The 25,194-nt window shown below is 70.1% G+C and carries 15 protein-coding genes; 11 read left to right on the top strand and 4 right to left on the bottom strand.

Translation table 11 applies throughout. The features are described from left to right. Nucleotides 1-333 precede the first annotated feature (333 nt). From HGK34_RS17490 to HGK34_RS17480, 4 genes are all read left to right on the top strand, one after another. Nucleotides 334-1,662 carry an ABC transporter substrate-binding protein gene (locus HGK34_RS17490; protein WP_201849771.1) on the top strand — a complete coding sequence of 443 codons (1,329 nt, stop codon included), beginning with the start codon at nt 334-336 and terminating at the stop codon, nt 1,660-1,662. A gap of 64 nt (nt 1,663-1,726) precedes the next feature. Further along, nucleotides 1,727-2,662: a carbohydrate ABC transporter permease gene (locus tag HGK34_RS22935; protein WP_372433150.1), complete on the top strand. Its 936-nt coding sequence runs from the start codon at nt 1,727-1,729 to the stop codon at nt 2,660-2,662. Next, complete coding sequence (locus HGK34_RS17485; RefSeq protein WP_307816050.1) at nt 2,659-3,489, top strand: carbohydrate ABC transporter permease; 831 nt, start codon at nt 2,659-2,661, stop codon at nt 3,487-3,489. The genes HGK34_RS22935 and HGK34_RS17485 overlap by 4 nt, the downstream gene beginning before the upstream one ends. Before the next feature lie 10 nt (nt 3,490-3,499). Further along, a complete protein-coding gene (locus HGK34_RS17480) occupies nt 3,500-4,501 on the top strand; it encodes an aldo/keto reductase family protein (RefSeq protein ID WP_201849767.1) in 1,002 nt (333 codons plus the stop codon). Between the two features lie 61 nt (nt 4,502-4,562). On the opposite strand, the gene HGK34_RS17475 is transcribed toward HGK34_RS17480, so the two are convergent. Together HGK34_RS17475 and HGK34_RS17470 are read right to left on the bottom strand one after the other, a co-directional pair. Further along, on the bottom strand, nt 4,563-6,809 hold the full coding sequence (locus HGK34_RS17475; RefSeq protein ID WP_201849765.1) for a family 78 glycoside hydrolase catalytic domain: 2,247 nt from the start codon (nt 6,807-6,809) through the stop codon (nt 4,563-4,565). 40 nt (nt 6,810-6,849) lie between these two features. After that, the gene (locus HGK34_RS17470) at nt 6,850-9,339 is read right to left on the bottom strand and encodes a beta-glucosidase family protein (protein WP_201849763.1); all 2,490 of its coding nucleotides are present in this window, start codon (nt 9,337-9,339) and stop codon (nt 6,850-6,852) included. A gap of 80 nt (nt 9,340-9,419) precedes the next feature. Between HGK34_RS17470 and HGK34_RS17465 the strand changes: the two genes are divergently transcribed. Continuing rightward, the gene (locus HGK34_RS17465; protein WP_201849761.1) at nt 9,420-10,022 is read left to right on the top strand and encodes a TetR family transcriptional regulator; all 603 of its coding nucleotides are present in this window, start codon (nt 9,420-9,422) and stop codon (nt 10,020-10,022) included. A 45-nt stretch (nt 10,023-10,067) separates the two neighbouring features. Here HGK34_RS17465 and HGK34_RS17460 read toward each other — a convergent pair whose 3' ends face one another. Together HGK34_RS17460 and HGK34_RS17455 are read right to left on the bottom strand one after the other, a co-directional pair. Beyond that, a complete protein-coding gene (locus HGK34_RS17460) occupies nt 10,068-11,048 on the bottom strand; it encodes an acetylxylan esterase (RefSeq protein WP_201849759.1) in 981 nt (326 codons plus the stop codon). A 137-nt stretch (nt 11,049-11,185) separates the two neighbouring features. Then, entirely contained in the window at nt 11,186-12,076 is an 891-nt protein-coding gene (locus HGK34_RS17455; RefSeq protein WP_201849757.1) for an AraC family transcriptional regulator, read from the bottom strand. A gap of 55 nt (nt 12,077-12,131) precedes the next feature. On the opposite strand from HGK34_RS17455, the gene HGK34_RS17450 reads away from it, so the two are divergent. The 6 genes from HGK34_RS17450 to HGK34_RS17425 all read left to right on the top strand — a co-directional run bounded on the left by HGK34_RS17450 (nt 12,132) and on the right by HGK34_RS17425 (nt 24,944). Further along, nucleotides 12,132-15,536, top strand: coding sequence for a DUF5107 domain-containing protein (locus HGK34_RS17450; protein ID WP_201849755.1), 3,405 nt, complete (start codon nt 12,132-12,134; stop codon nt 15,534-15,536). Next, a complete protein-coding gene (locus HGK34_RS17445; RefSeq protein ID WP_201849753.1) occupies nt 15,533-17,935 on the top strand; it encodes a beta-galactosidase in 2,403 nt (800 codons plus the stop codon). Before HGK34_RS17450 ends, HGK34_RS17445 begins: the two co-directional genes overlap by 4 nt. Before the next feature lie 71 nt (nt 17,936-18,006). Next, entirely contained in the window at nt 18,007-19,215 is a 1,209-nt protein-coding gene (locus HGK34_RS17440; protein ID WP_307816048.1) for a sugar ABC transporter substrate-binding protein, read from the top strand. A 70-nt stretch (nt 19,216-19,285) separates the two neighbouring features. Further along, nucleotides 19,286-20,638 (top strand): carbohydrate ABC transporter permease, encoded by a 1,353-nt coding sequence (locus tag HGK34_RS17435; RefSeq protein WP_201849751.1) that lies wholly within the window; start codon nt 19,286-19,288, stop codon nt 20,636-20,638. Beyond that, the gene (locus HGK34_RS17430; protein WP_201849749.1) at nt 20,638-21,480 is read left to right on the top strand and encodes a sugar ABC transporter permease; all 843 of its coding nucleotides are present in this window, start codon (nt 20,638-20,640) and stop codon (nt 21,478-21,480) included. The genes HGK34_RS17435 and HGK34_RS17430 overlap by 1 nt, the downstream gene beginning before the upstream one ends. Before the next feature lie 35 nt (nt 21,481-21,515). After that, nucleotides 21,516-24,944, top strand: coding sequence for a glycosyl hydrolase 53 family protein (locus HGK34_RS17425; RefSeq protein WP_201849747.1), 3,429 nt, complete (start codon nt 21,516-21,518; stop codon nt 24,942-24,944). Nucleotides 24,945-25,194 lie beyond the last annotated feature (250 nt).

Here is a 25,194-nt window from a genome sequence, read left to right as displayed (position 1 = left end):
GACAACTCAAGCCCGCCAGTTCACGCATCAGTGCAGATTTTTTCAAGCAGAAGACGGCATACGGGATGTAGCTCCGTCTCGTGGGCTCGGAGATGTGTATAAGAGACCGGGCAACGACAACCGATCGACGAACCCCCGCCGATGCCCCACCGACAAGCTGGCGCCTGGAGGGAGCGGTCACTCGGGCCGGAAACGCGGCGGCTCCCGCGTCGCAACCGTGATGCGACCGTGATTGACGCCCTTCCGCAAGGCGCCGTACGATCGGCGAAAGCCCATCGGTGATTAGTTTTCGCATGGCGAACGCACCGGAGGGATACCTACGAGGAGGTAGGCATGTCTGCACACACACATCGAGCAGGCCTGGTCGCAGTCGCCGGACTGGCGGCCACGGGTCTCGTGCTGGCGGGGTGTTCCGGAGGCGGAGAATCCGGCGACGCTCCGGCCGAAGGGCCCGTGACGCTGGAGTGGTTCCAGGGGTCGGGCGTCGAGACCAACATCGCGACCGCGGAGGCGCTCGCGGATGCCTTCAACGCGTCGCAGCCGGACGTCACCGTCGAGGTCGACGCCTCGGGGCCCAGCGACTCCGCTGAGCTGGACAACCTTGTGAAGACCCGCCTGGCGACAGGCGAGATGCCGGACATGTTCTGGTACAACAGCGGGTCGTTGCTGCAGGCGCTGAACCCCGACCAGACGATGCTCGACATCTCCGACGAGAGCTTCGTCGACGGCCTCGACGACTCCTGGATCTCGGCCGTGTCGACGGACGACGGCGTCTTCGGCGTCCCCGTCCAGACGGCGGGCGGCGGCGGGATCTTCTACAGCATCCCGATCTACGAGGAGCTGGGTCTGGAGGTGCCGACCACGTGGGACGAGTTCCTGGCGAACTCCGACGCGATCCGCGACGCGGGCTATGTCGCCGTCGAGCAGACGCACGGGGACGCCTGGACGGCGCAGATCCTCGTCCTTGCCGACTTCTACAACGTGTGGGCGAGCGATACGGACTGGGCGAGCAAGTACACGGCGGGCGAGGTCAACTTCGCCGACGACCCGGTCGCGGTGCGGGGCTTCACGAAGCTCCAGGACGTCTACGAGCGGGACTACCTCAACGAGGACTACGCGTCGGCGTTGCTCAACGACGGGCTGGAGGCAGTCGCGACCGGCAAGGCCGCGCACTACCCCATGCTGGGGTTCGCGCAGGCGACCATCGCCACGAACTGGCCGGACCAGGCCGAGGACGTCGGGTTCTTCGGCGTTCCTGGTGAGGCCGCGACGGAGCCCGGCACGACGATCTGGATGCCGCCTGCGCTCTACGCGCCGGCGAACACCGAGCACCCGGACGCCGTCAAGGAGTTCATGGCCTTCGTCGCCAGTCCCGCGGGTTGCGACGCGATCACGGAAGCGCTCGGCGCGACCGGTCAGTATCTGGTGGAGGGGTGCACGGTACCGGACGAGGCGCCGCGCATCGTGGCGGACTTCAGCCCGTACTTCGAGGCGGGCACCGTGGCGCCGGCGCTGGAGTTCCTCTCGCCGGTCAAGGGGCCGAACCTCATGCAGATCGCCGTCGAGGTGGGGTCGGGGGTCCGGGACGGGCGCAGCGGCGCCGAGCTGTACGACGCGGACGCCGCCAAGCAGGCGCAGCAACTGGGCCTGCCGGGCTGGTAGGCCCAGCCATTTCCACGTGGGGCCGTCGGCGTGCCGGCGGCCCCGCCTCACCAAAGGTCTCAAGATGGCGACACTCGCACCTTCTGACGCGTCGGACACCGCGGCGGCACGAGCGCCCGGACGCCGCGCGTCCTCCCGCAGCTACGCGCGGCGCATGTATCCGCACTGGTTCCTCCTTCCGGGCGCCGCGGTCTTCGTCGTGCTGTTCATCGTGCCGACCTTCGCGTCGTTCTACTACGCGTTCACACGATGGACCCTGTTCGACGTCGAGTTCATCGGGTTCGACAACTTCGTGACGTTCTTCGGCGACCCGCAGCTCAGCAAGGGGTTCACGAACACCCTCATCTTCGGCAGCCTGACATCCGGCCTGAAGATCGTGCTGGGACTGCTCATCGGTGTCCTGCTCACCTCCGACATCTGGGGGCGTGGGTACCTGCGCGCCGTCGTCTTCTTCCCCGTGCTGGTCAGCACCGTCGGCGTGGGGATCACCTTCCAGGCGCTCATGGACCCGTACGACGGCGTCATCAACAAGTTCCTGGCCGTCTTCGGCATCGACGGTCCGGGATGGCTGACGAACCCGGACCTCGCCCTCTACTCGATCATCCTGGTCGACGTGTGGCGCGGGGTCGGTCTGGCGGCACTCATCTACATGGCGGGACTGGTCGCGATCCCGCAGGAGTACTACGAGGCGGCGAGAGTGGACGGCGCCGGGGGCTGGCACCGCTTCTGGAGCGTCACGGTGCCGCTCGTCCGCCCGGCGACCACCACGGTCATCATCCTCTCGCTCATCGGCGGGCTCCGGGAGTTCCAGCTGATCTGGGTCATGACCGGCGGCGGACCCGGATTCGCCAGCGACGTGCTCGCGTCGGTCATCTACAAGCAGTACGCCTACGGCTTCTTCGGCCTGTCCACCGCGGGCAACGTCGTGCTCTTCGTGGTCGTGAGCGCTGTCATCCTGCCACTGTTCTGGTGGCTCAACCGAAAGCAGACAGAACTGTGAGCCGCACCGTCTCGCGCCACGTCTACGGCGCCGTCGCCGTGCTGTTGTCGGCGGCCATCTTCCTCGTCCCGTTCGCGTTCATCGTCGTGCAATCGCTCAAGACGGGTCCGGACTCGGCGAGCCTGCAGTTCTCCTGGCCGGTCGACATCGCCTTCTGGGAGAACGTCGTCGCCGTCTTCCAGGCACGTGACTACATGCTCATCACGGCGTTCATCAACAGCGCGGTCCTGACCGTGCTCGCGGTGACGATCATGGTGGTGCTCGCCGCCATGATCGGCTGGGTGCTCGCCCGGCGGCCGTCACGGTGGAACGGCGTGATCACGTTCTTCGTGCTCGCGGGGCTGATCGTGCCGCCGGCGATCGTGCCCACCGCCCGGCTCATGCAGACCCTCGGCATCTTCAACACGATCGGCGGACTCGTCCTCATCGAGGTCGCCTTCGGCATGTCGTTCTGCGTCCTGCTCTTCCGTGCGTTCGTGTCGAACGTCCCGCGGGAGCTCGACGAGGCGGCGACGATCGACGGCGCCGGCCCGGTCCGTCTGTTCTTCCAGATCGGCTTCCCGCTGATGAGGAGCGTGATCGTGACCGCCGTGGTCGTGCAGTCGGTGACGGTGTTCAACGACTTCGCGAACCCGCTGTACTTCGCTCCGGGCCAGGAGAACGCGACGGTCCAGCTGACGCTGTTCAACTTCCAGAGCCAGTTCCAGACGACCTGGAACCTGCTGTTCACCGACATCCTGCTGATCACGATCCCACCGCTGGTCATGTACATCTTCTTCAACCGTCAGATCGTGGCCGGGATGACTTCCGGCGCCGTCAAGGGGTGAGCACCACCGCATGAGACACCGACATCTCGGCAGCTCCGGACTCAAGGTCTCGGAGATCACGCTCGGCAACTGGCTGACGCACGCCTCCCAGGTCGAGGACGACGCGGCGACCGCGTGCGTGCACGCGGCCCTGGACGCCGGCATCACCACCTTCGACACCGCCGACATGTATGCCGACACCGCGGCCGAACGGGTCCTCGGCGATGCCCTGCGGGGGCAGCGCCGCGAGTCGCTCGAGATCCTCACCAAGGCCTACTACCCCGTCGGCCCGCGCGGTCCGAACGACGTCGGGCTGTCCCGCAAGCACCTGATGGAGTCCATCGACGGATCCCTGCGGCGACTCGGGACCGACTACGTGGATCTGTACCAGGCCCACCGCTGGGACAACGCGACGCCCCTGGAGGAGACGATGGTGGCCTTCGCCGACATCGTCCGTTCGGGCAAGGCGCTCTACATCGGCGTGAGCGAGTGGACCGCCGAGCAGCTGCGGGCCGGGGCCGCGCTCGCCCGCGAGCTGCGGATCCCGTTCGTCTCGAACCAGCCGCAGTACTCGGCGCTCTGGCGCATCATCGAGGCGGAGGTCGTGCCCACCTCGCGTGAGCTCGGCATGTCGCAGATCGTCTGGTCGCCGGTGGCCCAGGGCGTCCTGACCGGCAAGTACCGGCCCGGCCACCGGCCGCCGTCGGGCAGCCGTGCCACCGACGGCAACGGTGGGGCCGAGATGATCACCCGCTTCCTGCGGGACGACGTCCTGGAGCGTGTCGAGGCGCTGCGCCCGGTCGCCGACGAGCTCTCGCTCACGATGGCGCAGCTCGCCGTGGCGTGGGTGCTCCAGAACGACAACGTCTCCGCGGCCCTCATCGGGGCCTCGCGCCCCGAACAGGTCCGGGAGAACGTCGCGGCGTCCGGCGTCGTCATCCCCGCCGAGCTCATGGCACGGATCGACGAGGCGCTCGGCGACGTGGTCGAACGCGACCCGGCGAGGACCGCCGCGGAGTCCCCGGTGCGGTGACGCCGCACCAGAGCGCGCCCGTCGTCCCCGCGACCGGGGCGACGGGCGCACTCCTGCGTGCTCAGGCCGACGTCAGGCGGTGGACGCCGCCGACGACCTCCTCGACGCGGCCGTCCGGCAGGACGATCTCGGCGGGGAGCCCGTCGGGCAGTGTGGTCTCCAGGACGAAGCGGTCGCCGTCGCGACGCCACGCGACCGCGACGCGTCCGTGCCGGGTCTCGTACGAGGTCTCGGCCCAGTCGATCCCCGGTCCCGGAACGGGCTCGATCCGGACGCGGTCGTAGCCGGGCGCGGCGGGACGGAGACCGCCGACGACCTGGTAGATCCAGTCGGCGACCGCGCCGAGCGCGTAGTGGTTGAAGCTCGTCATCTCGCCGGAGTTGATCGACCCGTCCGGCAGCATCGAGTCCCAGCGCTCCCACACCGTGGTCGCGCCCATCCTGACCGGGTACAGCCACGACGGGCACGACGTCTCCAGCAGGAGCGCGTACGCGTCCTCGACGTGCCCGGTCTCCGACAGTGCCCAGGTGATGAACGGCGTGCCCGCGAACCCCGTGGTCACCGTGTAGCCCGCCGCGCGTACGAGTGCGGCGAGGCGCTCGCCGGCGGCGGCACGGTCGTCGGCGTCGAGGACGTCGAACGCGATCGCGAGGGCGTACACCGTGGTGCAGTCCGACCGGATCACGCCGTCCTGGACGTAGTGCTCGGTGAACGCCGTGCGGGTGCGGGCCGCCAGCCGCGCCCAGCGTTCGGCGTCGGCCGCCTCGCCGGCGACGGCGGCCGCCTCGGCGGCGAACCGGGCCGACCGGACGAGGCAGGCCGTGGCGACCACCGAGGGGTCGGCCTTGGCGGCGTCCGGCTCCCCGGGCGGGGCGTCGGGGTCGAGCCAGTCGCCGAGCTGGTTGCCGAGGTCCCACAGGCCCGTGGGGGAGACGTAGGGCTCCACGGACTCGAGGTGCAGCTTCATCGCCGGGTAGTGCTCGGCCAGGCGCCCGGCGTCGCCGTACGCGGTCCACAGTGCCTGGGGAACCCAGATGGACGCGTCACCCCAGATCGCCGTGGCGGCCCACGGCGGCAGGCTGAAGTCCGCAGGCCAGCGGGCATACTTGAGCACGTCGGGAACCACGAGCGGCACGCCGCGATCGGGGGAGTGCTCGGTCTCGGCGTGCAGGTCGGCCAGCCAGTCGTGCAGGAAGTCGGCAGTGTCGAACTGGAAGGCCGCCGACGCGGCGTAGGCGGCGATGTCGCCGGTCCAGCCCAGCCGCTCGTCGCGCTGGGGGCAGTCGGTCGGGACGGAGAGAAAGTTCCCCTTCTGGCCCCACACCGAGTTGTGCACGAGCTGGTTCACGTCCGGGTCGGAGCAGGAGAAGGTCCCGGTGCGGGCCATCTCGGAGTGCACCACGACCGCTTCGAGGCTGTCGGCGGTCAGCTCGCCGGGCCATCCGGCCACGGAGGCGTAGCGGAAGCCGTGGAACGTGAGCGTCGGCTCGAACGTGTCCACCCCGCCCGAGAGCACGAACACGTCCCGGGCGGCGGCGCCCCGCAGCGGCCGGGTACCGAGCTCGCCGTGCTCCAGCACCTCGGCGTGCCGGATCTCGATCTCGGTGCCGGCGGGACCCTGGACGGTGAGCCGGAGCCAGCCGACGAGGTTCTGGCCGAAGTCCACGAGCGTGGATCCGCCCGGTGACTGCCAGATCTCGACCGGACGCAGGGTCTCCTGTCTCCGGACGGGAGGGCGCGTCGTGGCCACGAGGGTCGAGCGGTCCACGTCCACCTCGTGCACTGCCAGCGGCGAGGGGTGGCCGCGCCGACGCGCGTCGATCGTCTGGCCGTCGTAGAGCGAGTTGCGCAGGATCTCCGTCGTCTCCGCGGACCAGCCCTCCCCGGTCACGACACGCTGGGTCGAGCCGTCCCGGTAGGTGAGGTCCAGGACCGCGGCGACGGCGATCTCCTCGCCGTAGTTCGCCCGCGCTCCGGCGAATCCCAGGTCGCCCCGGTACCAGCCGTTGCCCAGCAGGAGGTCGATGCGCAGCGGCCCGGCGCCACCGGCGACCAGGGCGCGCACGTCGTGCTCCTGGTACGCCAGCCGCCACTCGTAGGAGGTCCACCCCGGGTCGAGCACCGAGTCCGAGACGGGCGTGCCGTCGAGGCGGGCCTCGTAGACGCCGTGGGCGGTGGCGCGCAGCACCGCACCGGTGACCTCGGTGCGTGGCCGGTCGAGGTCGAGCTCGACCCAGAAGCGGGTCGCGGCGGCGCGCTCGGCATCCGATCCGAGGAAGCGTGCGCCGTCGAGGGGATCGTTCGTCATCGTTCTCTCCCTGGTGCTGGAGCGGTCGTGGCAGGAGTGTTCAGTCGGAGGCTCGTGCGGCCGCCTCGACCGCTGCCGGTGCCTCCGAAGCATCGGGAGCGGGCGGCTCGACGCACACGTCGACCGCGACGGGCAGGTCCTCGACGGAGAACCCGGCGCGCGCCACGTAGGTGCCGGGCTCGGTGCGCCAGCCCTCGTCCCAGTGCTGGAAGGCTCGTGCGGCGACCGGCACGTCGACCACGACCGTCTCGCCCGGCGCGGCCGTCGCGGTCGCGAAGCCGCCCAGCCAGCGTACGGGCCGGTCGATGTCGGACGGCGTGGCGCGCTCGAGGTAGACCTGCGCCACCGTCTTGCCGGTGCGGTCGCCGTGGTTGGTGAGCCTGGCGCGCAGCACGGCGTCCTCGCCGGCCGGCAGCGTGGCGGGAGCCTCGACGTGGTCGAGGGTCCAGGTCGTGTAGCCCAGCCCGTGACCGAACGGGTACGCCGGCGCGACGCCCGCCCGCAGCCAGGCGCGGCTGCCCACGTGCACGCCCTCGGTGTACCGCAGGACACCGTCCACAGGACGCGTGTCCGACACCGGCACCGTGTCCTCGACGTCCGGCCACGTCACGGGGAGGCGGCCGCCCGGCTCGGCGTCACCGCTGAGCACGTCCGCCAGGGCGTCGCCGAAGGCCTGGCCCGGGAACCAGGTGACCAGCACCGCGGCCACGTCCTCGCGCCAGGGCAGCAGCACGGGCGCCCCGGAGTTGACCACGACGACGGTCCGGGGGTTGGCGGCGGCCACCGCCCGCACGAGGTCGTCCTGCCGCCCCGGCAGGGACAGCGAGGTGCGGTCGAACCCCTCGGACTCGACCTCGCCGGACGTCGAGACGACGACGACGGCGACCTCGGCCGCAGCCGCCGCGGCCGCCGCCTCGGCGATCAGGGCGTCCGCGTCGCGCGAGGTGGGCGGCACACCGACACCCAGGGTGAGGGCGTCGGGGATCCCCTCGGAGAAGGGCCGGAAGGTGACCGTCACGAGGGTGTCCGGTGCGGGCGTCGGGACCTCGACCGCCTCGCTCGGGGGGTGCAGGACCGTGGCCGCCGGGTCGTCGCCGGGACGCAGGTGCTGTTCGCCCGCGGCGACCTCGACGCCGTCCGCGGTCACGGTGTAGCCGGCCACACCGACGATGCCGAGCCGTGTCACGGCGTCGTGGGTGCGCCAGCGGAAGCTCAGCTCCACACGGTCGGCCCGGACGACCGGCGAGTCCCGGGCGAAGCCGACCACGCGCGACGCCCGGCGGTTCTCCTCCAGCGTCACCGTGCCGTCGGCAGCGAGGTACCGCACGGTCATGCCCGGGTCGCCGTCGGGCGTCGTGACGTCCTCGCCCGGCAGGTCCGCCGTGCCGCGCTGCATGACGGCGCCGAGCGACCACGTGACGTCGGCGTCCGGCCAGCGCCGCGCGACGCCCTCGACCGGCGTGCTGACCGACGTCGGGATCACCGTCGCGCTCCCGCCGCCCTGGGTGCGCGCGACGCGCGCACCCTCACCGATCAGCGCGACCGAGCGCGGCGACGCCAGGGGCAGGAGCCCGTCGTTGCGCAGCAGGACGGTCCCGGCGACCGCGGCGGCGTGCGCCGTCGCACGCGCGTCCTCGGCCGGAGGCCGCGACGGGGCGGGCAGGCCGGTGAGCGCGCCGACGCGCGCCGCGAGGGCCAGGAGCCGGTCGATCTTCCGGTCGACGGTCTCGACGGGGACGCGTCCTTCCTCGACGGCGCGGACCAGCTCGGCACCCCACGGGCCGTCAGGGCCGGGCATGACGAGGTCCTGGGGGTGCCGCGCGCTCTCGAGCGTCCGTACGGCCGTCCAGTCGCTGACCACGACGCCCTCGAACCCCCACTCGTCGTTCAGCGGGGTCGTCAGCAGGTCGTTCTCCGACGCGGTGCGGCCGTTGACCGAGTTGTAGGCGCTCATGACGAGCAGGCTGCCGCCCTCCACGACCGGCCCCTCGAAGGCCGCGAGGTAGACCTCGCGCAACGTGCGGTCCGTGACGCGCACGTCGACCGTGAACCGTTCCGTCTCGGAGTCGTTGGCCACGTAGTGCTTGACGGTCGCGCCGACGCCGAACTCCTGGATGCCGCGCACGTAGCAGGTCGCCAGCTCGCGCGTCAGCAGCGGGTCCTCGCTGAAGGCCTCGAAGTGGCGACCTCCGTAGGGAGTCCGTTGGATGTTGATCGTCGGGGCGAGGACGACGTCGACGCCCTTGCGTACCGCCTCCCCGCCCAGGCCCCGGCCGACACGCTCGACCATGCGGCGGTCCCAGGAGGCGGCGACCGCGGTGGGCGAGGGGAAGTTGACCGAGGGGGAGCGCTCGTCCCACAGCTGGCCGCGGACTCCCGCCGGGCCGTCGGAGAGCACCATGGAGCGCAGGCCGATCGAGGGCAGGGCAGCCGTGGACCAGGAGTCCCTCCCCGTGAGCAGCCGCACCTTCTCGTCCAAGGACAGCGACTCGCGCAGTGTGCGCAGGTGTGTCCTGGTCTGGTCGTCCATCGTCGTCCCCGCTTCATCGAAGGTCCGTAAAACCGATCAACGACATACTTTCATAGATCCGGCGCCGCTACTATGGCGGCATGGCAACCCGTGGTCCCTACGCGAAGGGTCTCGCCAAGCGCGAGGAGATCCTCGACGTCGCTCTCGAGGAGTTCGCGCGCCGGGGCTACGACCGAACCTCGATGCGGGAGATCGCCAGGCAGTCGGGCCTGAGCCAGGCGGGCCTGCTGCACTACTTCAGTGCCAAGGAGGAGCTCTTCCTCGCGGTTCTTCGTCGACGTGACGACCGGGCGATCGAGCCGGAGGAGTTCAGCCACGTGCACTCGGTCAGCAGGTTGCTCGGGGCCGTCGAACGGAACGCCGACGAGCCCGGCCTCGTGCGGCTGTTCGTCTCGATGTCGGCCGAGAGCGCCGTCGGCGACGGCAGCGTCGCCCACGACTTCTTCGTGGAGCGTTATCGGTGGCTCATCGAGGAGATCGCCACTGACATCCGGGCCCAGCAGGACGCAGGGGAGTTCTCGTCGGCCATCGGCGCCGAGGACGCCGCGTCGATCCTGGTCGCCGTGGCCGACGGCCTGCAGCTCCAGTGGCTGCTCCGTCCGGAGTCCGTCGACATGGGGGAGCGGATCAGCAAGCTCTGGGCGGTCCTGAAGTCGGGGAATCTCCCCACCACCGACTCGTGAGGTGAACTCCTCGGCCGACCCATGAGGCGGTTTCGGGCGCGGCGTTCAGAGATGCTTGCCGAGCCAGGCCAGGGTGGGGGTGAAGCGGTACCCCTGGCCGCCTTCGTGTCCGTTGTAGGGGTAGACGTCGATCTCGCGTTCCACCCCTGTGGAGGCGGCTCCCCAGGCGTTGTATGTCGCGTAGACGGTGGACGGCGGGCAGATGTCGTCCAGGAGTGCCACGGAGAAGAGGCCCGCTGCTCGTGCGCGGCGTGCGAAAGACATCCCGTCGAGGTAAGAGAGCGTGCGCCACGCGGCGTCGGCGTGCTCGCGGTGTACCGACAGGTATCTCGTGATCTCGCCGTAGGGGAGGGTGTCGGAGATCTGCACGGCCCGGCGGTAGTGGCACAGGAACGGAACGTTCGGCGCGGCCGCCGGGAGGTCCGGCACGAGGCCCGCGACCGCGATGGCGATGCCGCCGCCCTGGCTCGTGCCCGTGACGGCCACGCGAGCCGGATCCACGCCGTCGACCTGGCGCACGGCGTCGACCGCGCGGACGCCGTCGGTGAACACCCGCCGGTAGTAGTGATCGGCCGGGTCGAGGATGCCGCGAGTCAGGAAGCCGGGGAATGCCGGCCCGCTGCCCACCGGGTCCGGCGTGTCGCCGCCGGAGCCTCCGGCGGATCCCTGGCCGCGCGTGTCCATCACGAGGTGGGCGTACCCGGCCGCGGCGAGGCCGAGCCACTCGTGCGGCAGCCCGCGACCACCGCCGTACCCCAGGTACTCGACCACCGCGGGCAAGGGGCCGTCGGCGTGTGCGGGGCGAGCCAGCCAGCCCTTGACCGGGTGTCCGCCGAAGCCGGGGAACGTGACGTCGTCGACGACGATCTCGGTCAGGCCGGTGTCCACTCGTCCCAGCTCCGGGCCGCCGCCGTGCTCCCGTGCCTCGGCGACGGTGCCCGCCCAGAACGTGTCGAAGTCGGCCGGCTCGTCGACGTCGACGCGGTAGGTCTCGAGCTCGGCGAGGGGAAGGTCGAACTGGGCCATCGGGTTCCTCCCGTGGGTGTGGGCGTGTGATGCGCGGCACCCTACCCCTGGAGAAGGTCCGGGAAGCGGCACTCGGCGACCCGTCGCAGCTCGCCCGCCTTGCCGGCGAAGGGCTGCTGCCCGCGTGGGGGGACGGCCTAGTGTGCGCGCTGCCGGAACGCGGTCGGCGACAGGCCGTGGGTCCGGGTGAACTGGCGCGTGAAGTAGAGCGCGTCGTCGTAGCCACAGCTCCGGGCGATCGCCGCGACCGGTTGGTCGGTGGTGTCCAGGAGCTCGCGTGCGCGAGCCATGCGCAGATCGCTCTGGTACCGCAACGGCGGGACGCCGACGTGCTCGCGGAACAGGGCGGAGAACTGTGAGACGCCCAGGCCGACGAGCGCGGCGAGCGCCTCGACCGATGTGCGCTTTGGGGTTGTCGCGCGCAGATGCTCCACCGCGCGCTCGACCGAGCTGGGCTCGGGGCCGCGGACACGGCGCCTGTTCGCCGCGACCAGCGCGAGCGCGTGCCAGGCCGCACCCGCCGCACGCAGCGCCCCTCCGGCGGTCCCCATGTCGAGCGCGTCGACCGTCTGCGAGATGAGGCTGGCCACCGGAGCCGGGTCACGAAGGTGGGACACCGGGCCCGCGGCGGAGGCGTGAGCGGTCTGGACGAGTTCGGCGGCGTCGATGCCGATGACGTGCATCCACCACAGCGTCCACGGGTCGCTCGCGGACGCCGCGTACTCGTGCGCCGACCCCGCGGGGATCAGCACGGCGTCACCCCTTTCGACCGTGTGGCGGCCGCCAGGCATCCGGCACCAGCCCGAACCGTCGGTGCACACCATGAGGATGTGCTGGTGCGCCCCGTCCGGCCGTGACCGACCGTGCCGTGCCGCGTGCGGGAAGAAACCCGCGTCGGTCACGAGGAGACGAGAGGTGACCGGCTGGGTGAGCGTCTCGCGGACCACGGGCCGCGGCACGACGACCATGCGCTGGCCGGCGAAGCCGTCGCGGATCCTGTCCTCGTCGCTGATCGTGGTTTCGTCCATGTGCTGAATGGAATCGCCTATGGTGGCCCGGCGTCAAGCCGATCTACGGTCAAGCATGCTCACCGAAGAGTCCCGGATCGTCCTTCCGCTCGCCCCGGCGGAGATCGCCGATCGTCCCGTGCGTGCGTGGCGGGAGCCCGTCACCATCGACACCTACGACGTCGGGGAGCCCGACCGTTTCCCCGCCTACCTCGATCAGCGGGTCTACCAGGGCTCGTCCGGTGCCGTCTACCCGATGCCGTTCATCGACCGGGTCGCGCAGGAGAAGAAGCCCCGGTCGTGGGATGCGATCCACATCGAGAACGACTACGTCCGCCTGATGGTCCTGCCGGAGCTCGGGGGACGGATCCACGTCGGTCTCGACCGCACGCGCGGGTACGACTTCTTCTACCGCAACGACGTCATCAAGCCCGCGCTGGTGGGAATCCTGGGCCCCTGGATCTCCGGAGGCGTCGAGTTCAACTGGCCTCAGCACCACCGTCCGGCCACCTACCTGCCGACCGAGGCGCGCATCGAGGAGGACGAGGACGGATCGGTGACCGTCTGGTGCTCCGACCACGACCCGTTCCGGCGCATGCAGGGCATGCACGGCGTGCGGCTGCGCCCGTCGAGCGCGCTCGTCGAGGTTCGGGGACACCTGGTCAACCGCACCGACGACGTCCAGACGTTCCTGTGGTGGGCCAACGTCGCGGCCGCGGTCAACGACGACTACCAGTCCTTCTTCCCGACGGACGTCGACGTCGTGGCCGACCACGCCAAGCGTGCGGTGACGACCTTTCCGGCCGCCACGGGGCGCTACTACGGCGTCGACTACCCCAGCCGGCGCACCGAGCAGCGCCCCGACGGCGACAGGCTCGACTGGTACAGGAACATCCCGGTCCCGACGTCGTACATGTGCCTGGGAACCCAGGACGATTTCTTCGGCGGCTACGACCACGGCGCCCGGGCCGGATTCGTGCACTGGGCCGATCACCGCATCGCGCCCGGAAAGAAGATGTGGACCTGGGGCAACGCGCCGTTCGGCTGGGCATGGGACGCCCAGCTGACCGACGGCAACGGGCCGTACGTCGAGCTCATGGCAGGCGTCTTCACCGACAACCAGCCCGATTTCGCGTTCCTTCGGCCCGGCGAGACCAAGACCTTCTCCCAGTACTGGTATCCGATCCAGGAGATCGGACCGGTGCACCAGGCCACGCGGGACGCCGCGGTGCGACTGGACGTCACCGACAGGACGGTGCGGATCGGTGTCGCCGTGACGGAGCCCCGGCCGGCCGCACGCGTCCGGCTCCGACACGCCACCGAGGTGCTGCTGGACCAGGAGGTCGACCTCGCGCCGGGGCAGCCGTTCGTCCACGACCTGCCCGGGGCCACGGACAGCGACCCCAGCGCGTACGAGCTGATCATCGAGCACGACGGCGCCGCACTGCTGACCTGGCGACCCCGCACCGCCGAGACGGACCTCGCCGAGCCGCCCCAGCCGGCAACCGAGCCGCCCGCGCCCGGGGACGTCCCGTCGGTCGACGAGCTGTACCTGACCGGTGTCCACCTCGACCAGTACCGGCACGCCACGCGCTCACCCGAGCCCTACTGGCTCGAAGCACTCCGCCGCGACGGGCAGGACGCACGCTCGAACACGGCACTGGCCGCGCGTCGCATGCACGACGGGCGACTGGAGGAAGCCGAGCGGATGCTGCGCACCGCGATCACACGCCTGACGCGGCGCAACCCCAACCCGCGCGACGCAGAGGCGCACTACCGCCTCGGGGTGGTCCTCGCCCGCCGAGGGCGAGCCTCGGAGGCACGCACGGCGTTCGGCACCGCCCTGTGGGACCAGACCTGGCACGATGCCGCGGTGGTGGCCACCGCACGGATCGACCTCGCCGAGGGACGCAACCACGAGGCGGCAGAGCCGCTGGAGGAGCTCGTCCGTGCCACGCCCGGGCACGTCCAGGCCCGCAACCTGGCGGCGATCGCCGCCCGGCGCACGGGGAACCTCGCACGCGCCCGCGAACTCGTGACCGGGACCCTGGAGTCAGACCCGCTCGACGCGTGGGCGCGCGACCTCGGCGCCCGCGCCGGACTCGACGTGGACCCCACCGGGGACGCCACCATCATGCTCGACGTCGCACTCGAGTACGCGTCCGCCGGTGAACGGCGCACGGCCATGGAGCTGCTCGACCAGGTCGCCGCGACACCCACCGCCCCCGGCCGGCGCAACGTGCAGCCGCTCGCCCTCCTGCACCGCGCGGACCTCGAACTCTCCCAGGACAGGCGAGAGCGGGCGGCCGGCCTCGTCGACCGCGCGCGCACGGTCTCACGGACCTGGTGCTTCCCCGCGGCGACCGACAACGACATGCTCGCCAGGCTGCGCCACCAGTGGCCCGGCGACCCGCTGCTCGCAGGCCTGGCAGGGCACTGGCTGTACGCGGCGGGACGCCGACAGGAAGCGATCGACGCATGGGAGACCTCCGCCGCCGGCGACGAGACCGACCCGGTCGTCCTGCGAAACCTGGCCGTCGCGGTCCACAACGTGCTCGGCGACGCCGAACGCGCGGCCCGTTACTACGAGCGTGCCCGCAAGGCAGCCCCGGACGACGCACGACTGTTCTACGAGGCCGACCAGCTCGAGGGACGCCGAGGAGCAGACCCGGCCCACCGCGTCGCAGCTCTGCTCGAGCGCCCCGACCTGGTCGGGGAGCGCGACGACCTGACGGTCCAGCTCGCCGAGCTGCTCACCGCGATCGGGCGTGCCGACGAAGCCCTCGACGTGCTCCGGGCCCGATCCTTCCAACCGTGGGAAGGCGGCGAAGGGCGAGTCCTGGCCGCGTGGGAGGACGCTCACCTGGTCCTCGGGCGCACAGCGCTCGACGCAGGCGACACGGACGCCGCGCTGGCCCACGCCAACGCCGCACTCGAACCGATCCCCACCCTGGGCGAAGCCCGCCACACCCTCGCGAACACCGCCGACCTGCACCTGCTGCTCGGCGATGCGCTCGCGGCCTGCGATCGCAACCAGGAGGCTCGCGAGGCGTGGACCGTGGCCGCGGCCCAGCAGGGCGACTTCCAGGGCATGCAGGTCCAGGACTACTCCGAGCGCACGGCCGCGTCCATCACGGCCCTCTCGCGGCTCGGGCACGACGACGAGGCCCTCATACTACGAGAGGGACTGGCCCGTTACGTCGAGGACCGGTCCGCCCAGGTGGCCGAGATCGACTACTTCGCGACCTCGCTCCCGACGATGCTCCTGTTCACGCACGACGTGCAGCAGGCGCACGACATCCGGGTCCTCGTCCTGAGGGCCCAGCTCGCCGCCCTGGACGATCAGCCGGCACGTGCCACCTCGCTCGCGCGCGACGTCATCACGACCGACCCCCTGAACACCCCGGCGGCCCTGCTGCTCGGGCCGGCCCCGCGACAGCCGCGACGACCCACCACGAAAAGCCTCGAAGGAGAGGAATGAACGACATCACCACCACAGCACTGCCCCGGGTCCGAGCGACGGCTCCGCCCCCACCTCGTCGAGGGCACCTGAAACTGGGAGAACCTGCCGGTGCGACCGACCGCATCGAGGTCACCAGCCGCTGGCTCGAGCGCGCCGGGCGACCCTGGTTCCCGATCACCGGCGAGATCCACTACTCGCGCATACCCCGAGACCGATGGGCCGAGGTCCTCGGCCACGCGCGCGCCGGCGGACTGGACACGGTCGCGACCTACGTCTTCTGGCAGGCCCACGAGCCGGAGCCGGGGCAGTTCCACTGGGACGGCAACCGAGACCTGCGTGCCTTCGCCACACTGGCGGGTGAGCTCGGTCTGGACGTCATCGTCCGGATGGGCCCCTGGGGTCACGGGGAGGCGCGGTACGGCGGGTTCCCCGACTGGCTCGTCGAGCTCGACCTCCCCACCCGGACGAACGACCCGCACTACCTCGAGCTCGCCCGACGCCTGTACGCCGAGACGATCGCCCAGCTTGCCGGGCTCACCCACGCCGAGGGCGGCCCGGTCGTGGGTGCGCAGATGGACAACGAGCTCTACGACCAGCCCCAGCACCTCGCCATGCTGCGAACCATCGCGGAAGACCTCGGCCTGCACGTGCCGATCTGGACGGCGACCGGCTGGGGCGGCGCCCAGGTTCCCGAGACACTCCTGCCGTTGTACAGCGCCTACTCGGACGGTTTCTGGGAGGAGACCACGACCGAATGGCCACCCTTCGCCGCGTTCCACTTCCGCTACAGCGAGGTGCGCGACGACCTGACTGTGGGCGCGGACCTGCGCGAGGCCCTCGACGGGATCGTCCTGGGGTCCACGACCGTGCCGCTCAAGGATGACGACGCCCTGCCGTTCGCCACCTGCGAGCTCGGCGGCGGCATGCACGTCGCATACCACCGCCGCCCCCTGGTCACGGCCGAAGACGTCGCCTCGCTCGCGCTGGCCAAGATCGGCAGCGGATCGATCTGGCAGGGGTACTACATGTACGCCGGAGGGACGCAACGGGTCGGCCCGCACGGCACCGAGCAGGAGTCGCACGCCACCGGATACCCGAACGACGTGCCGACCCTGAGCTACGACTTCTACGCACCGATCGGTGAGCACGGCCAGATCCGGCCCCACCACCACCTCCTGCGCCGTCAGCACCTGTGGCTCGCCCTCGAAGGGTCCCAGCTCGCGACGATGAGCACCACGGTGGGCGGGGGAAGCGACGACCCCGCCGAGCTGCGCTGGTCCGTGCGCTCCGACGGCGCTCGCGGATACGTCTTCCTGACCACCTACCAGGCGGGCCGGCGTCCGCTCGAGCCCCAGGATGCCGTCCAGCTCTCCGTCGAGTTCGACGACGCGACCGTGACCGTGCCGTCACGTCCGACGAACCTCCCCGCAGGCGTGTCCGTGGCCTGGCCGTTGCGCTACCAGCTCACCGGCGAGCTGCGACTGCGCAGTGCCACGGCACAGCTGATCACGCGCGTCGCCGACGAGCGCGGCGAGATCGTGGTCCTGGGTGCCACGGACGGCGTCCCGGTCGAGCTCGTGGTGGACGGCGAGGTCGACGTGCGCGGAGCAGGCACCGGACAGGTGATCGACGGAGCAACCGTCATCGAGCTCGACGACCCTCCTGGCCCCCGGACCGTGGTCGAACTGCCGGGAGTTCGCGTGCTCGTACTGGACGAGGACTCCGCCGACCAGCTGTACCGGTTCGAGATCGACGGACGGCAGCGGCTGGTCCTGTGCGAGGCACCCGTCCATGTCGGACGGGGCGGGGAGATCGTCGCGTACACCACCTCGGCGTCGGTCGACATCTCGATACTTCCGCCGCCGAGCGCACTGACCACGAGAGACGCGGAGATCACCGGACCGGCATCCAGGTCCGGTCTCTGGGGAACCTGGAGCGTCACCGTGCCGGGTGCCGGCGTGACGACGGTGGCCGGTGATCTGCGGCCCGAGGCGCCGGCGCCGCCGGCCCCGGCCACCGGCGGGCCGATGAACCGGCTCAGTGCTCCGCGGGACTACTCCGGCGCGGCCAGCGTCACCGTCGACATCCCTGCCGAGGTCCTCCACGGCGCCGACAGGACCTTGCTGCGGATCGACTGGACCGGGGACGTGGGCCGCGCCCGCGTCGGATCCCACGTCATCAGCGACCACTTCTGGCACGGGCGCACCTGGGACATCGACCTGACCGACTGGCGTGAACGGGTCACGGACGAAGGTCTCACCCTGGACCTTCTGCCGTGGCGGCGTGAGACCGGCGTCTGGGTCGACCCCGCCGTACGGGACATCCCCGACGGCATCACGATCTCGACCGCCGAGATCCTGCGCGTCGCACGCGTCGCGCTTTGCGCGGGCGACGCGGCGTCTACCGCATCGAGCTGAGCCGCAGCAGCCACACCCCCCACTCCATGGGCCGCCCCGGCTCGTGGCACGAGAGATCAATGGAGAGCATCGTGAAGCGCACATCCATCGCGATGACGGCCGCCGCCGTCCTCGTCACCCTGACCGCCTGCAGCGCCGGCGCAGACGGCTCCACCGGCACCGCCGCCGGCGACGAGCCCGTCACGCTCGTCGTCTGGGAGTCGCTCGAAGGACGCAAGGACTTCATCGAGCAGGCCGGGGAAGCCTTCCAGGAAGAGCACCCGAACGTCACCGTCAAGTACCAGAACGTCGAGCTCGGTGACGCCCTGGGCCAGATCGCCCTCGACGGCCCCGCAGGTGTCGGACCCGACGTGTTCGCCGGGCCCAGCAACACCACAGGGGACCTCGTGACCGGCGGGCACATCCTGGCAGTGGAGAACCCTGACGCACTGACGTCGGCGCTTGTCGACGGCGCCGTCCAGTCCGTCATGTACGACGACATCATGTACGGGGTCCCCGTCACCGTGGACACGTTCGCGCTGTTCTACAACAAGGAGTTCGTGACCGAACCTCCCACGACGTGGGAGGACGTCAAGGCGTTCGCGGCCGGTTTCAACGACGCCAACCCGGGCAAGTACGGCTTCGTGATCAATCCGAGCGCCTACTACGCGGCGCCGTTCGCGTTCTCCGCGCCGGACAACCTGCTCTTCGGCCCGGACGGCACGGATGTCGACACGCCGAACACGAACAGCCCGGCGACGGTCGCGGGCATGGAGGAGTTCGCCGGTCTCCGCGAGATCCTGCCGGTGCCCGCGGCCGACCTCGACGCGGCCTCGGTCGACTCGATCTTCGAGGGCGGCGAGGCGGCCCTGCACATCACCGGGTCGTGGAACATCCCGGTGTTCGAGGACGCCGGGCTGGACTTCGGCGTCACCACCCTGCCGGCCATGCCCGGCAGCGACGAGCCGTCGGGCGCGTTCGTCAACTCGCGGACGATGTACGTCTCGGCCTACACGGAACACCCCACCGAGGCGCAGGAGTTCGCCGCGTTCCTCGCCACGCCGGAGATGCAGGAGCTCGCCTTCGAGGTCACGGGGTCGGTCCCGTCCATCGACATCCCCGTCGAGAGCGAGGCGACCGCAGGGCTCATCGCCCAGGCGAGTCACTCCTTCGCGACTCCGTCCATCCCGCCGATGACACAGTTCTGGACCGCGATGGACGCTGCCGTCCAGAACATCTGGAACGGAGCCGACGTCCAGACCGAACTGGACACCGCCACCGACGTCATCAGCGGCAGCTAGACCAACACATCACTGCCGCGGCGTCCCGGCCACGTACCGGGACGCCGCGGCGGACCTGGAAGGAACCACCATGGCGGTGATCACTGCACCGGCAGAACAGGACACCACTTCGCGCTCCCACCCCGCGACGTCGCCCAGCGAGAGGCACGTGCGGATACTGGCGGCCACATTCATGGGCCTCGCTCATCTCACGGTCCTGCGGCAGAGACTCAAGGGCGCCCTGTTCGCTCTCGTCGAGGCGATCTTCCTCGCCTCGATCCCCACGATCGCCGGCAACGTCGCGGGCCTGATCACGTTGGGAACCCCACAGCCGGACCTCCCCACCAAGGACCGCGACCACTCCACCTTCCTCATGATCGACGGTGTCGTCACGCTCGCCGTCGTCGCCGTCTTCGCTGCCGTCTACTACATCTCGGTACGGAGCGCCCTGACCGAACATCGTCTGGGTGGCGCCGAGCGGCCGAGGACGATCCGTGACCAGTTGTCGGCCCTCACCACGCGTGCGTTCCCGATCCTGGGCCTCTCGCCGATGCTGGTCCTCATCCTCTTCTTCGTCGTCGTGCCGCTGGTCTTCTCCACCCTCGTGGCGTTCACGAACTACTCCTCGCCGGAGCACGTTCCGCCGGCGAACACCGTCGACTGGGTCGGGCTGGACAACTTCGCCACGATGTTCGGAGGCAGCGCCCTGTGGACGGGGGCTCTGACCCGCGTGTTCGTCTGGACCACCGTCTGGGCGGTCCTCGCGGTCAGCACGACCTTCTGCGGCGGGATGCTGCTCGCGATCGTGCTGCACGAGTCCAACATCCGGATCAAGCCGGTCTTCCGCGCGATCTTCATCCTGCCCTACGCGGTGCCGGCAGTCGTGACGATGCTGATCTGGCGCAACATGCTCAACGGAGCCTTCGGCGCCGTCAACAAGACACTCATCGGCCTCGGCATCGTGGACCAGCCCATTCCCTGGCTCTCCGACCCCTGGCTGGCCAAGTTCGTGGTCGTGGCGATCGGTCTGTGGGCGGGCTTCCCGTACTTCATGCTCCTGACGATGGGGGCGATGACCGCCATCCCGCGGGATCTCCTGGAAGCAGCAGCCCTCGACGGGGCGACGAAGAGCCAGAGGTTTCGCCACGTGATTCTTCCCCTGGTGCTCTACCAGACGGCGCCGCTGATCATCATGTCGCTCGCGATGAACTTCAACAACTTCGGCGCGATCTTCTTCCTGACCGCCGGAGGACCGACCGTGGCCGACACCACCGCCACCGGCGCAGGCGCGACCGACATCCTCATCACGTGGATCTACAACCTGACCGTCGGCCTCATGCACTACAACTACGGCTCGGTCATCGCGGTGATGATCTTCCTGGTCCTCGCGCCCTTCGCCATCTTCAACTTTCGTCGCACCAAGGCGTTCAAGGGAGAACTCTGATGGACATCCTCAAGGCCAGACCATGGATGGGGAACCTCATCGTCCTCGTCGGTCTCTCGCTCGCCGCCGTCGTCGTGATCTGGCCGATCCTCTACACGCTCGGCGCTGCCTTCGCGCCGGGCAACTCGATCGGGGGGCTGTCCGCGGTCCCGTTCGCCGACGGCTTCACGGTGGCACACTTCCTGCACCTGGCCTCCGGTACGGGTTACCCGCGCTGGTTCCTCAACTCGTTCCTCATCGCGTCGGGGACGACCATCGGGACCTTGGTTCTCGCGTCGCTCGCCGCCTACGTGTTCTCCCGTTTCACCTTCGCGTTCAAACGGTCGCTGATGACCGCCCTGCTCGTCCTGCAGATCTTCCCGTCATTCGTCGGGATGATCGCGGTCTACGTGGTCCTGCTGCGAATCAACGGACTGGACACCCTGTGGGGCCTCGTCCTGGTCTATCTGGCCGGGAACATGCCGTACACGATCTGGCTCGTCAAGAGCTATCTGGACACGATCCCCAAGGGTCTGGACGAGGCGGCGCGCCTCGACGGAGCGTCCCACCTGCGCATCTTCGCCACCATCGTCATGCCCATCGCGCGCCCCATCCTGATCTTCCTGGCGATCACCACCTTTGCCGCCCCCTGGATGGACTTCATCTTCCCCAAGCTCGTGCTGCGCAGCCCGGAGCAGCAGACGCTGGCACTCGGGCTGGTCAGCTTCGTCTCGGACAAGAACAACGACTTCACCACGTTCGCTGCCGGGGCGATCGTCGTGGCGATCCCCTTCATCGTCTTCTTTCTCCTCACCCAGAAGTCCCTCATCTCGTCGATGGCCGGAGGAGCGGTCAAGGAATAGACGCACGTATCCATCGTCTACAAGGAGGTAGATCAATGTCGATCCTGAGAAGGTCCCGGCGCCCGGTGGCGGCTACCGCCGCCGGGGCGCTGTGTGCGACCGGGCTGGCGGTCGCGGTGCCCGCGCCCGCGCAGGCCGCCGACCCGGTCCCGGTCCCCAACGCAAGCTTCGAGGAGTGGACCGGCCCGGACAGCTGGGTGGCCTCGAGCTGGTCGATGACCTCGACGGTGTGGGTGACCTCCGCCGCGGCGCGAACCGGCACCTACTCGCAGGCCGTGGACCAGTGGAACGACGCCACGACCCTGTCGCAGACACTCACCGCCCCCGAGGGCACCTACGACGTGTCGCTCTTCGTGTGGGCCAACGAGGACCTCGGCACGAGCGCCCTGGTCGCCAACGGGACCTCGGTCGCGATCGCGAGCGGCGGCGCCACCCAGATCGACGGCACGAAGACATGGGACGAGATCCGGGTGGAGGACGTCGCGGTCGGGACCGACGGCGCTCTCGACATCGAGATCGTCATCCCCGAGCTCACGTCCGCAACCCTCACGGGGTTCATCGACGACGTGTCCGTCACCCCCGCGGTCGCGGCGCCCGACGAGCCCGGCCCTGCCGACTCGGTCCTCGTGGATCCCGGGTTCGAGGACGGCGGCACGGCGTGGCAGATCGGCGGCAAGCTGCAGCGCGGCGGCCACGACGGGTCGTCGCACTCGGTGCGCCACACGAGCCGGAACGCCCAGACCACCTCCCAGGTGGTGGAGAGCCTGGAGGACGGCTACTACCGGCTGACGGCTTGGGTGCAGAACGACGGCGGCTACGACGAGGCCTATCTCTTCGCGTCCGGCGGGGGAGAGTCCGACGCCACGACCGCGGTCCCCCGGACGAACTTCGCGTACGACGCCGCGGGCACGTGGAAGAAGACGACGCTTCGGGGCGTCCACGTCACCAGCGGGCGCCTGGAGGTCGGACTGCGCACGTCCGGGACCGGTCAGGGCACGGTGCGCATCGACGACCTGGCGCTCGTCAAGGACGCCGCCCCCTACGAGATGCTCGTCGGCGGGGACATCTCCATGCTGACCTACGTCGAGGACCTGGGCGGGCGGTACGCCGACGCCGCAGGACGTGAGCGGGACCCGCTCGAGACCCTCGCAGACAGCGGGTGGAACATCGCCCGAATCCGCGTCTACAACGACCCGGGGAAGGGCCACGGCGACGGCGCCTACTACGTGCCCGCCGGCTACGTGGACGCGGACGATGCCCTCTCCCTGGCGGCGCGCGCGAAGGCCGCCGGACTGCAGATCCAGCTCTCCTTCCACTACAGCGACTACTGGACCAACCCCGGCATCCAGCTGGTCCCTCATGCCTGGCAGGAGCTGATCGCCGGGAAGGATGACGACGACGCGGTCACGACCCTCGAGACCCAGGTCCACGCATACACGAGGGACCTCCTGGAGCGGATGGCCGACCAGGGCACCTCGCCCGAGTACGTGTCGATCGGCAACGAGACCCGATCGGGGATGCTGTTGCCGTTCGGCAGCACGAGCAACTGGCCCGACCTGGCGCGCTTCTACAACGCCGGTGCGGCCGCCGTGCGCGAGGCGGACCCGGGCGCGAAGGTCATCATCCACCTCGACGACGGCGGCAACACGAGCACGTACCAGACGTACTTCACCAACGCCGACGATCTCGGTGTGGACTACGACGTCATCGGAACCTCGTACTACCCGTTCTGGACCAACAAGTCCGCACCACGGTTCGCGTCGTTCGCGACGACCATCTCCCAGCAGTTCGGCAAGCCGATCCTGATCATGGAGACGGGCTTCAACTACCAGGCCGAGATGGGCGAGGGCGGTCCGGGACAGCTCGGTGACAACGGCCCCTACGGTGACGCCGACAGCAGCTCCCCGGAACTCCAGCGCGACTTCATGATCGAACTCTTCAACGAGATGCAGGGCGTGCCGGGAGGCACCGTGATCGGCGACCTGTACTGGGATCCGGTCCTGATCCACGCCGGCGGTCGCACCGGCTGGGCCTACTTCGAGTCGACCGACAGGGCCGACGTCAACGCCGTCGACAACACGACGCTGTTCGACATGGACGGCAGGGCCCTGCCCGTGCTGGACGCCTACCGTCTGAACACGCGCGGCACGGATGTCGGCGTCCTCGCCGGTCAGGTGACGGACGGCGCCGGACAGCCCGTGGCCGGGGCGACCGTCACCCTGGCCGTCGCGGGCGACGCGGACCGCACCACGGTGACGAACGCGTACGGTGACTACCGCTTCGCCAGGTCGGCGCCCGGCGAGCACACGGTGCGAGCCGAGAAGGACACGCTCGGCGAATCGGGCACTGTCACGGTGTCGGTCTCGGCGGGGGCACGTGCGGGCGCGAACCTGCGGCTACCGGAAGAGCAGGTCCTCCGGTCGTTCTCCGGAACGGTCCAGGATCAGGGCGGATCGCCCGTTCCCGGAGCCTCGGTCAGGATCGAGGGGGAGCAGTACACCTCGACGATCCTCACGCAGTCGGCCGGGGAGTTCGAGTTTCCCGCGGTTCCGGACGGTACCTACACGCTCTCGGTCATGAAGGACGGGTACGTCACCGCGCCGGTCTCGGCCGAGGTCTGCGGATCGGACGTGGTCCGTGCAGTGGAGCTCGTTCAGGACGTCGGCGCGGTCAGCGGGCACGTGTTCGCCCCTGACGGCCGGCCGCTCGGCGGGGCGGTCGTGACCGTCGGCGGGCAGGAGACGGCGACGAGCGGTGACGGCTCCTACCTGGTGGAGGGCGTCGGCTCGGGGACCGGTCTGGTCGCGCAGGCGGGCCTGCCCGGCTACCTCGACACATTCTCTGCCGCGTTCACCGTGGAGCAGGGCGTGACGACGTCAGGGGTGGACGTCACTCTCCCGCTTGAGGTCGCCGTGACGAACGGAAGCTTCGAGACCGCGGGGGAGGGCGGGGAAACCACGGCGGCAGGCTGGACCTTCGCGAGCGATCCCGCCGGCGCCGTCGTGCGTCAGGACCGCGAGTACTTCGGCGGCACCGTCGACGGACGCTATGCCGCCACCTTCTGGCTGGACACGCCCTACACCGCAAGCCTGGAGCAGTCCGTGCCGGCGGCGTCGCCCGGCATCTACTCCGCTCGCGCCCAGGTTCAGGCAGGGGTTACCGGCACGTTCACGATGTACCTGAAGGACGACGCGGGGAACGTCCTGGCGGAGAAGCAGGTCGCGAACAGCGCGTCCGCGCGCCAGGTCGAGCTGTCCGCGGAGGTGCCGAGCGGGTCCTTCACGATGGGATTCCGCGTCGAGGGCTCCGCGGGCGACTGGGCCGTGGTGGACCTGGCGACCGCCGGATACCTCGGCGCGACGACGGCGGGGAACGAGCCGGCCGTGGCTGCGCCGAGCGATGCGTTCGCCAGGTGGTCGGGAGGAGCCGGAGGGTGCCACGGTCGTCGTGACGCGATGATCTGACGGCCGGGCCGAACCTCGACCGCCTGACATGAACCCGGGCGCCCCGGAAGCACGGGGCGCCCGGGTTTCACCGGCCCGGGACGCACTGCGCCGTTGACGGGCAGGGGAGCGCCGGCACGTCCATCACACCGAACGGGATCGCGTCACCCTGCGTGACCTGCAGCGATATTGTGCTGACTTCGCCGAAATTATTCGTCACCCTTGCGCAATGCCGGTGAAACGAGCCGCCTCTACCTTCAATTCCAGGCCC

The organism is Myceligenerans indicum (genome assembly GCF_016742955.1).
In the GTDB taxonomy this organism is placed as follows: Bacteria; Actinomycetota; Actinomycetes; order Actinomycetales; family Cellulomonadaceae; genus Myceligenerans; species Myceligenerans indicum.
Note: the sequence above shows the minus strand (reverse complement) of the source record. Positions and strands in the feature narration are given on the sequence as shown.

Bases quoted from the DNA above. Each gene is read 5' to 3' on its own strand.
- HGK34_RS17460 (WP_201849759.1), bottom strand. From the start codon at position 11,048: ATGGCCCAGTTCGACCTTCCCCTCGCCGAGCTCGAGACCTACCGCGTC.
- HGK34_RS17435 (WP_201849751.1), top strand. From the start codon at position 19,286: ATGGCGGTGATCACTGCACCGGCAGAACAGGACACCACTTCGCGCTCC.
- HGK34_RS17450 (WP_201849755.1), top strand. From the start codon at position 12,132: ATGCTCACCGAAGAGTCCCGGATCGTCCTTCCGCTCGCCCCGGCGGAG.
- HGK34_RS17445 (WP_201849753.1), top strand. From the start codon at position 15,533: ATGAACGACATCACCACCACAGCACTGCCCCGGGTCCGAGCGACGGCT.
- HGK34_RS17475 (WP_201849765.1), bottom strand. From the start codon at position 6,809: ATGACGAACGATCCCCTCGACGGCGCACGCTTCCTCGGATCGGATGCC.
- HGK34_RS17480 (WP_201849767.1), top strand. From the start codon at position 3,500: ATGAGACACCGACATCTCGGCAGCTCCGGACTCAAGGTCTCGGAGATC.
- HGK34_RS17425 (WP_201849747.1), top strand. From the start codon at position 21,516: ATGTCGATCCTGAGAAGGTCCCGGCGCCCGGTGGCGGCTACCGCCGCC.
- HGK34_RS17430 (WP_201849749.1), top strand. From the start codon at position 20,638: ATGGACATCCTCAAGGCCAGACCATGGATGGGGAACCTCATCGTCCTC.
- HGK34_RS17490 (WP_201849771.1), top strand. From the start codon at position 334: ATGTCTGCACACACACATCGAGCAGGCCTGGTCGCAGTCGCCGGACTG.
- HGK34_RS17455 (WP_201849757.1), bottom strand. From the start codon at position 12,076: ATGGACGAAACCACGATCAGCGACGAGGACAGGATCCGCGACGGCTTC.
- HGK34_RS17470 (WP_201849763.1), bottom strand. From the start codon at position 9,339: ATGGACGACCAGACCAGGACACACCTGCGCACACTGCGCGAGTCGCTG.
- HGK34_RS17465 (WP_201849761.1), top strand. From the start codon at position 9,420: ATGGCAACCCGTGGTCCCTACGCGAAGGGTCTCGCCAAGCGCGAGGAG.
- HGK34_RS22935 (WP_372433150.1), top strand. From the start codon at position 1,727: ATGGCGACACTCGCACCTTCTGACGCGTCGGACACCGCGGCGGCACGA.